General features: G+C 72.0%; 14 protein-coding genes. 9 read left to right on the top strand and 5 right to left on the bottom strand.

Annotation, left to right across the window (positions count from 1 at the left end):
• The first annotated feature begins 46 nt into the window (after positions 1-46).
• The 7 genes from rhaS to ACFPIH_RS50625 all read left to right on the top strand — a co-directional run bounded on the left by rhaS (position 47) and on the right by ACFPIH_RS50625 (position 7071).
• Positions 47-1132, top strand: coding sequence for a rhamnose ABC transporter substrate-binding protein (gene rhaS, locus ACFPIH_RS50595; protein WP_381186380.1), 1086 nt, complete (start codon positions 47-49; stop codon positions 1130-1132).
• 17 nt (positions 1133-1149) lie between these two features.
• Entirely contained in the window at positions 1150-1470 is a 321-nt protein-coding gene (locus tag ACFPIH_RS50600; RefSeq protein WP_381186377.1) for an L-rhamnose mutarotase, read from the top strand.
• Positions 1471-1486: 16 nt separating this feature from the next.
• Complete coding sequence (locus ACFPIH_RS50605; protein WP_381186374.1) at positions 1487-2911, top strand: BNR repeat-containing protein; 1425 nt, start codon at positions 1487-1489, stop codon at positions 2909-2911.
• A gap of 88 nt (positions 2912-2999) precedes the next feature.
• Positions 3000-4022, top strand: coding sequence for a LacI family DNA-binding transcriptional regulator (locus ACFPIH_RS50610; RefSeq protein ID WP_381186370.1), 1023 nt, complete (start codon positions 3000-3002; stop codon positions 4020-4022).
• 104 nt (positions 4023-4126) lie between these two features.
• Positions 4127-5428 carry an alpha/beta fold hydrolase gene (locus ACFPIH_RS50615; protein ID WP_381186367.1) on the top strand — a complete coding sequence of 434 codons (1302 nt, stop codon included), beginning with the start codon at positions 4127-4129 and terminating at the stop codon, positions 5426-5428.
• Between the two features lie 58 nt (positions 5429-5486).
• Positions 5487-6230 (top strand): PIG-L deacetylase family protein, encoded by a 744-nt coding sequence (locus ACFPIH_RS50620; RefSeq protein WP_381186364.1) that lies wholly within the window; start codon positions 5487-5489, stop codon positions 6228-6230.
• Between the two features lie 31 nt (positions 6231-6261).
• Positions 6262-7071, top strand: a complete 810-nt coding sequence (locus tag ACFPIH_RS50625) for a pentapeptide repeat-containing protein (RefSeq protein WP_381186361.1) — start codon at positions 6262-6264, stop codon at positions 7069-7071.
• On the opposite strand, the gene ACFPIH_RS50630 is transcribed toward ACFPIH_RS50625, so the two are convergent.
• Positions 7033-8553: a cytochrome P450 gene (locus tag ACFPIH_RS50630; protein ID WP_381186358.1), complete on the bottom strand. Its 1521-nt coding sequence runs from the start codon at positions 8551-8553 to the stop codon at positions 7033-7035. The two genes, ACFPIH_RS50625 and ACFPIH_RS50630, sit on opposite strands and share 39 nt — an antisense overlap.
• Positions 8554-8643: 90 nt before the next feature.
• Here ACFPIH_RS50630 and ACFPIH_RS50635 point away from each other — a divergent pair, with 90 nt between their 5' ends.
• Both ACFPIH_RS50635 and ACFPIH_RS50640 read left to right on the top strand, forming a co-directional pair.
• Entirely contained in the window at positions 8644-9252 is a 609-nt protein-coding gene (locus tag ACFPIH_RS50635) for a TetR/AcrR family transcriptional regulator (protein ID WP_381186355.1), read from the top strand.
• A 151-nt stretch (positions 9253-9403) separates the two neighbouring features.
• A complete protein-coding gene (locus ACFPIH_RS50640) occupies positions 9404-10132 on the top strand; it encodes a DUF2470 domain-containing protein (RefSeq protein WP_381186450.1) in 729 nt (242 codons plus the stop codon).
• On the opposite strand, the gene ACFPIH_RS50645 is transcribed toward ACFPIH_RS50640, so the two are convergent.
• The 4 genes from ACFPIH_RS50645 to ACFPIH_RS50660 all read right to left on the bottom strand — a co-directional run bounded on the left by ACFPIH_RS50645 (position 10100) and on the right by ACFPIH_RS50660 (position 14337).
• Positions 10100-11323 carry a lactonase family protein gene (locus ACFPIH_RS50645; protein ID WP_381186447.1) on the bottom strand — a complete coding sequence of 408 codons (1224 nt, stop codon included), beginning with the start codon at positions 11321-11323 and terminating at the stop codon, positions 10100-10102. The two genes, ACFPIH_RS50640 and ACFPIH_RS50645, sit on opposite strands and share 33 nt — an antisense overlap.
• Positions 11324-11403: 80 nt before the next feature.
• A complete protein-coding gene (locus ACFPIH_RS50650) occupies positions 11404-12468 on the bottom strand; it encodes a hypothetical protein (protein ID WP_381186352.1) in 1065 nt (354 codons plus the stop codon).
• 46 nt (positions 12469-12514) lie between these two features.
• Positions 12515-13759, bottom strand: coding sequence for an FUSC family protein (locus ACFPIH_RS50655; protein ID WP_381186349.1), 1245 nt, complete (start codon positions 13757-13759; stop codon positions 12515-12517).
• 83 nt (positions 13760-13842) lie between these two features.
• Complete coding sequence (locus tag ACFPIH_RS50660; protein ID WP_381186346.1) at positions 13843-14337, bottom strand: FBP domain-containing protein; 495 nt, start codon at positions 14335-14337, stop codon at positions 13843-13845.
• Positions 14338-14339 lie beyond the last annotated feature (2 nt).

Consider the following 14339-nt stretch of genomic DNA (forward strand, 5'->3'; position numbering starts at 1 on the left):
CGCCCCTTGGGGCGCTTCACCTGAACCTCTCTCGAGAAGGACTGCCATGTCCAAGTCGTCGCTCCGTCGTGCCTGTGTGGCACTGGCCGCTGTTTCCTCCCTTGCCCTCGCCGCCACCGCGTGTGGCGGTACCACCAAGGAGGACGTGAAGAACGAGAGCACCGGGTCGGCCGTCTCCTCCGGGAAGGCCGATCCGAACGCCGAGTTGAAGAAGGGACTCACCGTCGGCTTCCTGCCCAAGGCGGTCAACAACCCCTACTTCACGTCCGCCGACAAGGGCGGCGAGACGGCCGTCAAGGAGCTGGGGTCCAGCTACAAGGAGGTCGGGCCGTCCAGCGCGACCGACACCGCCGGGCAGGTGTCGTACGTCAACACCCTCACCCAGCAGCAGGTGAACGCGATGGCCGTGTCCGCACAGGACCCGGGCGCGCTGTGCACGGCGCTGAAGCAGGCCATGAGCAACGGCATCAAGGTCGTCACCTACGACTCCGACACCAACGTCGGCTGCCGCAACGCCTTCGTGTCGCAGGCCTCGGCCGAGGACCTGGGCCGTACCGAGGTGCAGCTGCTGGCCGAGCAGATCGGCTACAAGGGCGAGATCGCGATCCTGTCCGCCGCGCAGACCGCGACCAACCAGAACACCTGGATCGAGTTCATGAAGGACGAACTCAAGAACCCGAAGTACAAGGACGTCAAGCTGGTCAAGGTCGCCTACGGCAATGACGACGCCCAGCAGTCCTTCCAGCAGACCCAGGGCCTGCTCCAGCAGTACCCGAACCTGAAGGGGATCATCTCCCCGACCACCGTCGGCATCAAGGCCGCCGCCCAGTACCTGTCCGGCTCCAAGTACAAGGGCAAGGTCAAGCTGACCGGCCTCGGCACCCCCAACGACATGCGTACGTACGTCAAGAACGGCACCGTCGAGGCGTTCGAGCTGTGGGACCCGGCGAAGCTGGGCGAGCTGGCCGCCCGTACCGCGGTCGCGATGGTGTCGGGACAGATCACCGGCAAGGAGGGCGAGACCTTCACGGCCGGCGACATGGGCTCGTACACCATCGGCAAGGACGGCGTGATCAGCCTCGGCAAGCCCACCGTCTTCAACGCCAAGAACATCGACCAGTTCAACTTCTAGCACGGGAGCGGTACTTCATGCAGCGCGTGTGCTTCCTGCTCAAGGTCCGCCAGGACCGCCTCGCCGAGTACCGCGAACGACACGCCGCCGTGTGGCCCGAGATGCTCGAAGCGCTCTCGGCCACCGGCTGGCACAACTACTCCCTCTTCCTCCGGGACGACGGGCTGCTCGTCGGCTACCTGGAGACCGAGGACTTCGACGCCGCCCTCGCCGGCATGGAGGCCACGGACGTCAACGCCCGCTGGCAGGCGGAGATGTCCCCCTACTTCGAGTCCCTCGACGGGGCCCGCCCCGACGAAACGATGAAACCGCTCACCGAAGTGTTCCACCTCGCCTGACGACGGAGTCCTCGAGATGAACAGACGTACGCTGCTCGGCGCGGCCCTCGCCGGTGCCGTGGTGACCCCCACCCTGGCCGCAGGCACCGCACGCGCCGCCGACCCCGGCCCCTCGGTCACCCGCACCGGCACCACACAACTCGACGCCACAGCCGTCTTCTTCGTCTCCTACGACGGCCTGGTCAACAACAACTCGTTCCAGAAGAACGGCCTGTTGACCTACAAGGGCTACCAGTACGCCGCCTGGTACACCTCCACCGGATATGCCGTGGTGGCCAGACGGGTGCTGGGCGGGGCCACCTGGTCGACCGTCACCCTCACCCACAAACTCAAGGCGAGCGACTCCCACAACGTCATCTCCATGGGCGTCTCCAGGACCGACGGCCGGCTCCACCTCAACATGGACTCCCACAGCGACGGCTTCTTCTACGTGAAGTCGGTCGCCGGACTCCTCGACAGCCCGGCGGCGACCTCCTGGACGTCCGCCGTCTTCGGGGCCGTACAGACCACACTTGACGGACTGTCACTCACCTCGCAGTTCACCTACCCCCAGTTCGTCTCCACGCCGGAGGGCAGGCTCCAGCTGAGCTACCGGGTCGGGATCTCCGGCAACGGGCGCAACGCCCTTGCCGAGTACGACGGTTCGGCGTGGACCGCGCTGGGGGAGTGGTCCAGCTCCACCGGGACGTACACCAGCGAGCACGGCTCCTCGACCGTCCGCAACATGTACCTCCACGGCATCGACTACGACGTCAACGGCCGGCTGCACTCCTTCTTCACCTGGCGTGAGCAGAACGGCGCCGTGATGTGCTCCAGCGGCGGGATCACCAACCACGACACCGGTTACGTCTACTCCGACGACCGGGGCCGGACCTGGCGCAACAACGCGGGCACGCTCGTCGGCACGACCGGCACCTCCGACACGGTCGCCGTCACCGACTCCGGACTCGTCGTCGACTCCCTCAACCCCGACCACTCGCTGATGAACCAGGAGAGCCAGTCCACCGACGCGGCCGGCCGCCCGCACGCGATCATCAGCTACGTCCCCGGCCGCTTCGGCCAGTGCACCACGAACTACGTCAGCGACCGCACCGCCAACGGCCGAGCCTTCCACGTCCGCAGGAACTCCTCCGGCACCTGGCAGAAGACGGAGATCCCCGTCGTCCTCGGCTCCAGCCAGCGCACCAAGCTGATCCTGGACAAGTACGACAACGCCTACGCGATCTTCCCCTTCGGGCGGATCGCCGGCGCGTCGAAGGCCTCCGGGTACACCGACTGGACGGTGCTCTTCGACGGGAGCGGGCTGAACGCCTTCGGGGAGGTCGTCATCGACGAGCTGCGGGTCAAGGCCGACAACACGCTGTCGTTCATGTACCAGGAGAAGTCGAACGGGACGACCCCCTCGGCGCTCCACGTCGTCGACTTCGCGCTGCCCGCATGACCCGTACCACCCGCACGGCCCGGGCGCGGCGTGACGGTAATGTGAAGGCCGTCCCGCCGTGCCCCGTTCACCTGGAGGTTCCCGCCTGATGGCCCATTCGGTGGGTATCAAGGACGTCGCCCGTGCCGCCGGAGTCTCCGTCGGCACGGTGTCCAACGTCATCAACCGCCCGGACACCGTCGCCACGGAGACCCGGGCCCGGGTGCTGTCCGCGATAGACCGGCTCGGCTACGTCCGCAGCGAGTCCGCGCGCCAGCTGCGCGCCGGCCGCTCCCGGATCATGGGGCTGCTCGTCCTCGACATGGGCAACCCCTTCTTCGTGGACGTCGCGCGCGGCGCCGAGCGGGCCGCCCGGGACGCCGGGCTCGGCGTGATGGTCTGCAACAGCGCCGAGAGCTCCGGCGAGGAGGCCGAGTACCTCTCCCTCTTCGCCGAACAGCGGGTGCGGGGCGTGCTGCTCACCCCGGCCGACGCCACCGGCCGCAACATCGAGTCCTTCCGCCGCCACGGCATCCCGTTCGTGCTGGTCGACCGGGTCTCCGAGGGCACCACCGAGTGCTCGGTCTCCGTGGACGACGTCGCGGGCGGGGCGCTCGCCGTACGGCATCTGATCGACGCCGGACACCGCTCCATCGCGTACGTCAGCGGGCCGCCCGGCTTCACCCAGGTCCGCGACCGCCGCACCGGCGCTCTCAACGCGCTCGCCGAGGCGGGCCTGGGCCCGGAACACCTGCGCGAACTGCCCACCGAGCGGCTCGACGTCGCCGCGGGGCGGGACGCCGGCGCCCGCCTCCTCGGCCTGGCCGACCGCCCGACCGCCGTGTTCTGCGCCAACGACCTGCTCGCCCTCGGCGTCCTCCAGGCCATGTACGCGGCCGGTGTCGGAGTGCCGGACGACCTGGCCATCGTCGGCTACGACGACATCGAGTTCGCCGCCGCCGCGGCCGTCCCCCTCACCTCGGTCCGCCAGCCCGCCGTCACCATGGGCGCCCTGGCCGCCGAGCTGCTCCTCGAGGAGACGGAGGAGGGCGGGTCCCGCCCGCACGAGCACCGGCGTGTGGTGCTCCAGCCCGAACTGGTGGTGCGCCGCTCCAGTCTCTCCGCGCGCTGAGCCGCCGTTCAGTAACCGTTCATGATCCCCCGGGCTCCGCTGCCGCCCGGGCATGTGCTGAACTGGGTCGCGGCCCGTACATCGAGCGTCCCAGGAGACCCCTGTTGTCCCTCAGCTACCGCCAGCCCGGCGTCGTACTCACCGACCGCCGCTTCACCGTGCCCCTCGACCACACCGACCCGGCGGGGGAGACGATCGGCGTCTACGCCCGTGAGGTCGTCGCGAGCGAGAAGGCGGGGCAGGGTCTGCCCTGGCTGCTCTTCCTCCAGGGCGGCCCCGGATTCGGCGCCCACCGCTTCGTCGGCAGACCGGCCTGGCTGGGGCGCGCGCTCCAGGAGTTCCGTGTCCTGCTCCTCGACCAGCGCGGCACCGGCCACTCCACGCCCGCCAACCGCCAGACGCTCCCGCTGCGCGGCGGCCCGGCCGAACAGGCCGACTACCTCACGCACTTCCGCGCCGACTCCATCGTCCGGGACTGCGAGCTGATCCGCCGCGAGGTCACCGGCGGCGCCCCCTGGACCGTCCTCGGCCAGAGCTTCGGCGGCTTCTGCGCGGTCAGCTATCTCTCCACCGCCCCCGAGGGCCTGGCCGCCGCCCTGATCACCGGCGGACTGCCGTCCCTCGACGCCCACGCAGACGACGTCTACCGCGCCGCCTACCCGCGCATGGAGCGCAAGGCCGCCGCGCACTACGCCCGCTACCCGCAGGACGTCGAACGGGCCCGTGCGATCGCCGACCATCTGCTCCAGCACGAGGTCACCCTCCCGGGCGGTTACCGGCTCACCGTCGAGGCCTTCCAGACCGTCGGCATCATGCTCGGCTCCGGCGACGGCAGCCACCGGCTGCACCACCTCCTCGAACACGCCTTCGTCCCCACCACGGACGGCCCCCGGCTCTCCGACGCCTTCCAGGAGGAGATCCGGGGCCTGCTGTCGTTCGCCGGCCACCCCCTGTACGCCGTCCTCCACGAGGCGACCTACGGCCAGGACGCCCGGCCCACCGCCTGGGCGGCCGAGCGGGTGCGTGCCGAGTTCCCGCAGTTCGACGCGGGCAAGACCCTCGCGGGCGACGGACCGCTGCCGCTCACAGGCGAAACGATCCACCCCTGGATGTTCGACACCGACCCCGCGCTGCGGCCCCTGCGCGAGACCGCCCACCTGCTCGCCGACCGCACCGACTGGACGCCCCTGTACGACCCCGCGCGCCTCGCCGCCAACGAGGTCCCGGTCGCCGCCGCCGTCTACCACGACGACCTCTACGTCGACACCGCGCACTCCCTGCGCACCGCGCGAGCCGTCCGGGGCCTGCGCACCTGGGTCACCGACGAGTTCGAACACGACGGCGTCCGGGCCGGCGGGCCCCGCGTCCTGGACCGGCTGCTCGCCCTCGCCCGCGATGAGGTGTGACGACGCGTGAAGACGCGTGACGCGGTGTGATGTCAGTGTCACGGATTAGTCTTCAGGCATGACCGAGCCGACGATCTCCCAGCTCCGGCCCATGCCGGAGGACTGGCAGCGTGCCCTCGCCGTGGTGGCCCACCCCGACGACCTGGAGTACGGCTGCTCGGCGGCGGTCGCCGCCTGGACCGACGCCGGCCGCGAGGTCTCCTATGTCCTGGCGACCCGCGGCGAGGCGGGCATCGACACCGTCCCGCCCGCCGAGTGCGGCCCGCTGCGGGAGCGGGAACAGCGGGCGAGCGCGGCCGTCGTGGGCGTGTCCTCGGTCGAGTTCCTCGATCACCGGGACGGGGTCGTCGAGTACGGCCCCGCCCTGCGCCGGGACATCGCCGCCGCCATCCGGCGTCACCGTCCCGAACTCGTCATCACCCTCAACCACCGCGACACGTGGGGCGGCGTCGCCTGGAACACCCCGGACCATGTCGCCGTCGGCCGTGCCACCCTCGACGCCGCGGGGGACGCGGGAAACCGCTGGATCTTCCCGGAACTCGCGGAGCGGGGGCTCCAGCCGTGGGACGGGGTGCGGTGGGTTGCCGTCGCGGGGTCTGCCACGCCCACGCACGCGGTCGAGGCGGCGTCGGGCCTGGAGCGGGCGGTGGGGTCGTTGCTGGAGCATCGTGCGTATATCGCGGCGCTGACGGACGAGGAGCCTGAGGCGTATGTACGCGGCTTCCTGACCGAGGTGGCGAATTCGGTGGGGGAGCGCTTCGGCGGTAGACCGGCGGTGGCGTTCGAGTTGTTCAGTCGTTGAGTCTGCGGGCCGATGGGGGATCAGAACGGTGTTGAGTGAACTGCGCGGCGACTGCGCGAACTGTTTCGGGCTGTGCTGTGTCGCGCTGGCCTTCGCCCGGTCGGCGGACTTCGCGCTCGACAAGCCCGCGGGCCGGCCCTGCCCCAACCTGGCGTCGGACCATCGCTGCGGTATCCACGACCGGCTCCGGCCGCAGGGCTTCACCGGCTGTACGGTCTACGACTGTTTCGGCGCGGGCCAGCACGTCTCGCAGGTCACCTTCGGCGGCCGGGACTGGCGCACCGCACCGCCCGCCGAGTCCCGCCGTATGTTCGAGGTGTTCCCGGTCGTCCGGCAACTCCACGAGCTGCTCCGCTACCTCACCGAGGCCCTCACCCTCCCCGCCGCCCGTTCGATACACCGGGATCTGCGCGCGGCCCTGGAGCGCACCGAGGAGCTGACCCGGCTGCCGGCACCGGAACTGGCCGTGCTCGACGTGCCGGCCCACCGCGCCGACCTCAACGCCCTGCTGCTCAGGACGAGCGAACTGGTCCGCGCCGGCATACCCGGCCGTAGGAAGAACCACCGGGGCGCCGACCTGATGGGCGCCCGCCTCCAGAAGGCCGACCTGCGGGGCGCGAACCTGCGCGGCGCCTGCCTGATAGCCGCCGACCTCGCGGGGGCCGACCTGCGCACGGCGGACCTGATAGGCGCCGACCTGCGCGACGCCGACCTCACGGACGCCGACCTGACCGGCGCGCTCTTCCTGACCCAGCCGCAGGTGAACGCGGCCCGGGGGAGCGCCGGCACCGGGCTGCCGGGCTCAGTCACCCGCCCGGTGCACTGGACAGCCGGAGTCTGACGGAACCTCGTCAGGCACGGGCACCCTGGACGCCGTAGGAGCCGGGTGCCGTCGGTCGAGGTACAGCCGCAGCCCCTCCGGCATCAGCGTCAGCCGCTCGGTGACCCGCAGCCGGTATGCCGGGTCGGGCCGTAGCTCGTAGCGGCGCAGCAGCAGCCCCAGCACCAGCGTGGCCTCGTGCAGGGCGAACTGGCGTCCGATGCAGGCCCGTGCCCCGGTGCCGAACGGCTTGAAGGTGTGCGGGGCACGCGCACGGACGGCCGCCGCGTCGAAGCGGTCCGGATCGAACCGTTCGGCGTCCGGGCCCCACACCTCCCGGTCGCGGTGCAGCATCGAGATCAGCACCAGCGCCCAGGCTCCGCGCCGCATCGGATGCTCCCCGCCCAGCACCGTGTCCTCGCGGGCCTCCCGGGCGAACGCGGGCGCCGTGGGCCACAGCCGCAGCGCCTCGTCGAGCACCTTGCGCACATAGCGAAGCCTGGCCACCTGGTCGTAACCGGGTACGGCCGTGTCACCCCACACCCGGTCCACCTCGTCCCGGGCGCGGGCCGCGATCCGCGGGTCGAGGGAGAGGTAGTGCAGAGCGAAGGAGAGCGCACCGGAGGTGGTCTCGTGTCCGGCGACCAGAAAGGTGATCACCTGCCGGCGCACGTTCTCCGCGGACAGCCGCTCGCCCGTCTCGGGATGGGCCGTGTCGAGCATCCGGTCGAGCAGATCACCGTCCCCGCCGCCCCCGCTGCGACGGGCCTGGACGAGTTCGCCGACCGTGTCGTGGAGATGGGCGATGTCGGCCTCGTTGCGCCGGGTGGCGTCCCTCAACAGCGCCGGATGCGGAACGGTGTTGAGGCGCTGGGCGTAGGTGAGGGTGCCCACCATGGCGGTCACGAAGGGGTGCGGCCGGGCGCGTTCGAAGGAGCCGAAGTCATGACCGAAGCCGGTGCGGGCGATGGTCTCCAGGGTCAGCTTGGTCATGTCCCCGGGCACGTCCACGGCCCGCCCCGCCGTCAGCTCCCGGTCCCAGTGCCCGGTCAGCCGTTCCGCCACGTCCAGCATCATCGGGTGGTAGGCCGCCATGGCCTCCCGGCTGAAACCCGGCGCGAGGACGTCGTGCGCCAGCTGCCAGTTGGGCTCGTGGTTGTACGCCGTGAACAGCGCGTCCCCGACCACCGGCCGCAGATTGGCGATGCCCAGCCCCACATGCTTCGCGAACCGTGTCTCGTCCGCCATGTCCGCGGCAAGTCCCGCGCCCCCCACGAACACGAACTCCCGGCCGAACACCTTGCGCCGGAAGATCGGCCCCAACTGCTCCGCGTACTTCAGGGAGTCCTGCACGGGAGTGCGCCGGCTCGCGCCGAGGAGGTCGCCGAGCAGGGGTATCCGGTACGGCGGATGCGGGATGCGGCGCAGTTCGGGCCAGCCCTGCTCCGCGCTGCGGAACCCCTTGGGCAGAGCGTCCTGTGTCGTGGTCCCCGGCTCCGCCATGACGCCATCTCCCTGTACTTGTTGTACGTGGGTTCAATAACGCGCCCAGTTTCGTCCCGCCGCTGAACCGGAGTCAAGTAAAGTGCGGGCATGGCCGCGAACCAGGGTGAACGCACCCGGCGCCGACTCAGCACCGAGGAGCGCAGGGAGCAGCTTCTGACGGTGGGCGCGCGGCTGTTCTCGGAGAGTCCGTACGACGACGTGTGGATCGAGCAGGTCGCCGAGATCGCCGGGGTCTCGCGCGGGCTGCTCTACCACTACTTCCCGACCAAGCGGGAGTTCTTCGCCGCGGTCGTCGAGCGGGAGAGCGAGCGGATGCTGCGGATGACGGCCGCCGTGCCGGGCGTCCCCGTCCGCGAACAGCTCGCGGCGGGCCTCGACATCTATCTGGAGTACGTGGAGACCCACGCCCACGGCTACCGCGCCTTCCATCGCGCGGACGCGGCCGGCGACCAGTCCGTGCGTCGCGTCTACCAGCGCGCGCTGGCCGCACAGGAGGGCCAGATCCTCGCCGCCCTGGCCGCCGACCCGGAGTTCGGCCCCCTCTTCGAGCACCGCCCCGACGTACGCCTCGCGGTACGCGGCTGGCTGGCGTTCACGACAGCCGTCTGTCTGGAGTGGCTGCGCGGCCCGGACCTGACCCGGGAGCAGGTGCGGGAGCTGTGCGCGCGGGCGCTGCTGGGGGTCATCGCACGCTGACCTGTCCGGTCGCGTGTCCCACAGGATCGGCTCCGATGGTTGGCGCGAGCCCGGATCTTCGATAGGTTAGGCAAGGCTTACCTAAGGAGGTTCTGGGATGGGTGACAGCCAAGGTATGGGCGACAGCCGGGGAAACGGTGACAGCCGGGGCATGGATGACGGCCCAAGCTGGACGGCCGCGCCCGGCGCGGGCGAGCGGGCCCGGTCGATTCTGGCCGCCGCGTGGTCCTGCGCGGTGACCGCGGACGGCGGACGCGAGGAGTTCGTCGGCGCGCACACCGTCGACGACAACGGCCGGGTGATCATCGACGTGCCCGAGGACAGCGCCCTGCTCACGGCCGCGATCTGCGCGCCCCGGGGCGAGCCGTCCGCCGTGCTGGAGTTCGCCGACGTCGCGCCCGTCCCGGTACGAAGCCGCATCCGCGCCCGGCTCTGGCTCGCCGGCTGGTTCTCCCCCGAGGACGGCGGACTCGCCTTCCACGCCACCCGCGTGGTGCTGAAACAGCCCACCGGCGCGGTCGTCGTCCCCCTCGACGAGTTCGCCTCCGCCGAGCCCGACCCGCTCGCGACCGCCGAGGCCCACCTGCTCACCCACCTCGCCGACGCCCATCCCGACGCCGTCGAGCAGCTCACCCGGCTGGTCCGGCGCGACAGCCTGCACGGCGCCGTCAAGGTCCAGCCGCTCGCCGTCGACCGGCACGGACTGACGCTGCGCATCGAGCGCGCCCGCGCCCACGGCGACGTACGCCTGCCCTTCCACGCGCCCGCCGGCGACGTCGGACAGCTCACCGAGCGCATGCACGTCCTGCTCACCCAGGCCGCCACCGCCTCCTGCGCCCGCGCCGCCCTACTGCGGCAGCGCACAGACGGCGACGGGTGAGGCGAACGGCTCGCCCGCGAGCCGCAGTTCACCGCTCGCGCCGTCCACCCGGAAGACACTGACCGTGCCGGAGCGCTGGTTCGCCGCGAACAGCAGACCGCCGTCCGGCGACAGCCCGATCTGCCGGGGAAAGTCCCCCTCCACCGGCACCGTGCCCAGCAGCCGCAGCCGCGCCCCGTCCGCCTCCACCGCGTACCGGGCGAGCGTGTTGTCCCCCCGGTTGGCCAGGAACGCGTACGCGCCGTCCGGAGTGACCGCCACCTGCGCCGGGTAGTTGGGGTCCGCCTTCGCGCCCGTGGACTGCGGGGTGCCGATCGTGAGCCCGCCGGTGGCGGCGTCGTAGGCGCAGACCGTGACCGTGTCGTCCGCCTCGTCGGCGAGGTAGGCGTACCGCCCACCGGGATGGAACGTGAGGTGGCGCGGACCGGCGCCCGCCCGGGTGTGCGCCTGAGCGACCTCGGCGAGCGTGCCCGCCTTCTCGTCCAGCCGGTAGCTGTACACCGTGTCCGTGCCCAGGTCGACCGCGAGGACGTGCCCGCCGTCCGGCGCGGTGACGAACTGGTGCGCGTGCGGGCCCTGCTGACCCGGCCCGGGCGCCGGACTGCGGTGCGTCACCATGTCCGTGCGCTCGCCGAGCGCCCCCGACGCGCCGATCGGGTGCACCGCCACACTCCCCGAGCCGTAGTCGGCGCTCAGCAGCCACCGCCCGCCCGGGTGCACGGAGAGCTGGCAGGTCGCCGACCCGCCGGTCGCCCGGCTGCCGAGCACCTTCCGGTCCGACAGCCGTACGGCGGTCACGGCGCCCTGCTCCCGCTCGTTCACCGCGTACAGCGTCTTCCCGTCCGGGTGCACCGCCAGATACGACGGGTCCGGGACGCCGGTGATCGTGCCCCGCCGGGTGATCCGCCCGGAAGAGGGGTCGTACGACGCGACGGTGATCCCTTTCCCGCCGCCCTCGGCGGAGGTGTAGGTGCCGACGTACAGGGGCCGGGGGCCGGAAGCGCTCTCACCGGTGCGCGCCGAGGCGGACGGGGACGCCTGCGGGGGCGGCGCGGCCTCCTGGACGTCCTCCCGCGCATCCGGCGACCCACTGCCGCAGCCCGCCAGGGCCGAGGCCGCCGCCGCACCTCCCAGCACCCCGACGAAGCGGCGCCTGCTCCAGCCGCCCGCCGAATCCGTCCCGCCGGTCATCGCCCGCACCTCGTCGTCCACCACAGCACCTTGACCCGGAAGTGCCGTCGAACGCAAAACCTGGGGAGAGGGGCCAGGGGCTACCAGTCGCCGTCCTCCACCGGCTCTCCCGGCGTGTCCTTGAGGTGGTGCACCTGGCCGGGCGCGGGCTGCTCCCACGGCTCCAGGTCGGTGCCGAGCCACTCGCCGACCGGCTGCACGGCGGCCAGGGTGTCGCTCGGGGCGACATCGGCCGCGTCGTTGTCGTAGTAGTCGTACCAGGGCAGGCCCGCCTTGGTGTACGCGGCGCGGTCCACCGGGCTCGGCGGCGGCGCCTCGCCGGTGATGCGGCGCCACTCCGGCGGCGTCACCAGGTGGACGAAGACCCGGCCGGCCGGTTCCGCCGCGTAGTCCGCGACCGCGCGGACGTCGTCGTAGACCTCCTGCCGCATCGATCCGCCCACGCCGAGCCCCATCGCCGCGGCGGCCCGGGGCGCACCGCCCGGCGCGGCGCCGGCAGCGGCGGGCATGGCCGGCATGGCGGGCATCGCACCGGGCGCGGCGGGCCCGCCGTAGCCGCGGGCCCGCACCGACTTCACGCTCCGTGTCTCCAGCAGGCGCCGGCGCTCCGCCTCCCGCCACTCCGCACGCCTGGTCTCGTTCAGCGGGAAGGACTGCAGCTGGACGCCGCCCCACACCTCCTCGCCGGTGACCTGGCCCTCCACGGTCGCGCCCATGCCCAGCGGCACCGCCACGAACTGGCGCACCGTGCCCCTGCCGGAGTTGATGCCGTCCAGCCAGGGCTGCCGGGGCAGTGCCACATAGTTCTGCGGATCGCGGGAGAGCCGGTCGCTCCAGGGCTTCCCGGAGACCGCGCACACCTTGCCCGCGCCGATCTGTAGCGCGGCCGGCTCGGTCGAACCCCCGAAGCCCAGCCACATGGCCTCGCGCAGGTACACCGGCAGCATCACCCCGCCGCGCGCCAGCCAATCGGCGGGCACGGTGTCCGCGTGGTCGGAGACCCGGCGGACGGGGAACGTGCCGAGGCCGGGCGGCAGGTCGTGCGTGCCCTTCTCCGGCAGCCGCAGTGTCCGCATGAACCGCACCGCCACCCCGCCCGGCAGCCTCAGCGTGTCCCCGTCGATCCGTACGCCGGCGTCGGTCATCGGCCCGCTCCCTCGCGTCCCGCGCCGGCCCCGCCCCGGCGCTCCCTCAGAGGTAACGCGTGCCGATCCCCGTCCGGTTCCGCCACAGCTGCTCCTGAATGCCCAGGCGCTCGCGCAGCCGGGTCAGCCGCGGCATCCGGTCGCGCTGTTCCCGTGACACCCGGTCCAGCTCCTCCAGGAGCCGGCGGGTGCGGTGCTCGGTGTCGAGCTCGTCGAGGATGCGGTTGACCTCGGTCAGCACCGCGCCGTGCAGCTGCCACTGCCGGGCGTCGTGCTGGAGCTGCTCCAGCAGGAGCTGGGCCAGCTTGTCGCGGGTGGCGGAGGCCTGCCGCAGCTCGGCGGTGAGCCGGGCCTCGGCCGCGTCCGCGCTGAGAGTGACCGGGGTGGTCACCAGCACCGCGAAGCTGACCACCGCGTCGGCGATCTCCGACAGCAGCCGCTCCACCACCTCGCCGGTCCCGGCCGCGAACAGCGGCTCCGGCTCGCGCTCCTTGGCGAGGTCGGTGAAGGTACGCGCAAGCACCCGCAGCACGACCGTGCAGATCTCCAGGGTGTCCAGGCCGGTACGCAGCACCACCCGGCGCAGCAGCCCTTCCCGCACCCGCGGATTCAGCCGCAGACTGTCCTCGGCCTGCCGCAGCGCCGCGTCCACCCCCACGATGTCGTGGTCGAGCCGGCGCGCCTCGTGCAGGCTCGCCGTCGCCTCCTCGACCGCCGGACGGCCCGCGGCCTCCTCGCCGACCCGCAGCATCAGCTGCCGCACCCGCCGGGCCAGCCCCTCGATCGACTCGCCCGCCTCCTCGATCCACACCGGGGGAGGCAGCAGCAGATTGCAGCCGAGGCCGACGACCGCGCCGATCAGCGTCTCCACCACCCGCGCCCACGCCGTGTCCCCGACGGTGGTCACCCCGAGCACCAGCATGGCGCTGATCGCCACCTCGGGCACGTACTCGTCGACCCGCACCAGGTGCCCGACCGCCAGCGCGGCCAGGATCAGCAGCGCCAGACTCCACCAGGTCAGCCCCACCAGCAGACTGAACGCGATGGCGACCAGAACACCGGCGACGACCGCGTTGACCCGCCGGATGCTGTTGGTGAGGGTGGCGTACAGGGTGACCTGGACGACGAGCAGCGCGGTCAGCGGTGAGGTGAGGGGCGCCGGCTCGGGGCTCAGGCGCAGCGCGACGACGTACGCGACCGTCGCCGCCGCGGTGGACCGCAGGGCCTGGACGACCACGGGTTCCCTGCTGCGCCGTACGAACCGCGCCGCCTGCTCACGTACCTCTGCCATCCCGGACCAATTCCCCTTCCCCGTGGCGCCCGAACGTTTCCGCTGCCACCAGGGTGCACACGCCGACCGCCGGGGTCCTCCGCTCAGGCGTACAGCTTCTCCAGGAAGGCGGAGAGGTTGCCCGTCGTACGGGCGATCTGCTCCTCCACCGTCAGGCTCTCCTCGATACGGCTGCCTCCGTCGGGGACCTTGCGCCCGCGTACGTACAGCGAACAGGCCAGGTCGGTGCACATGTACAGGCCGACCGAGTTGCCCTCGCGGCCCGGCGCGCCCGCCTTGCGGGCCGTCATCAGCGAGACCCCGCCGCTCGGGTGGGTGGTGAGGCAGAGCGAGCACATGCTGCGGTGCGAGGACCCGCGCCGCGCCGACGCCAGCCGCAGGGTCACCCCCACGAGCCGCCCCTCCCGCTCGACGACCAGATACCCCCGGTCGGGCGCCCCGGGATCGCGCCACCCCAGGAAGTCCAGGTCGCCCCAGGGCAGTTGGTCGAGCTCCCGGGGCACCGACAGCCGGGCCGCCTCGCCCTTCGAGCAGTTGACGAACGAGGTGCGGATGTCGCGCTCGGCGAGTGACTTCATGG

It is taken from the genome of Streptomyces vulcanius (genome assembly GCF_042653945.1).
In the GTDB taxonomy this organism is placed as follows: Bacteria; Actinomycetota; Actinomycetes; order Streptomycetales; family Streptomycetaceae; genus Streptomyces; species Streptomyces mangrovi.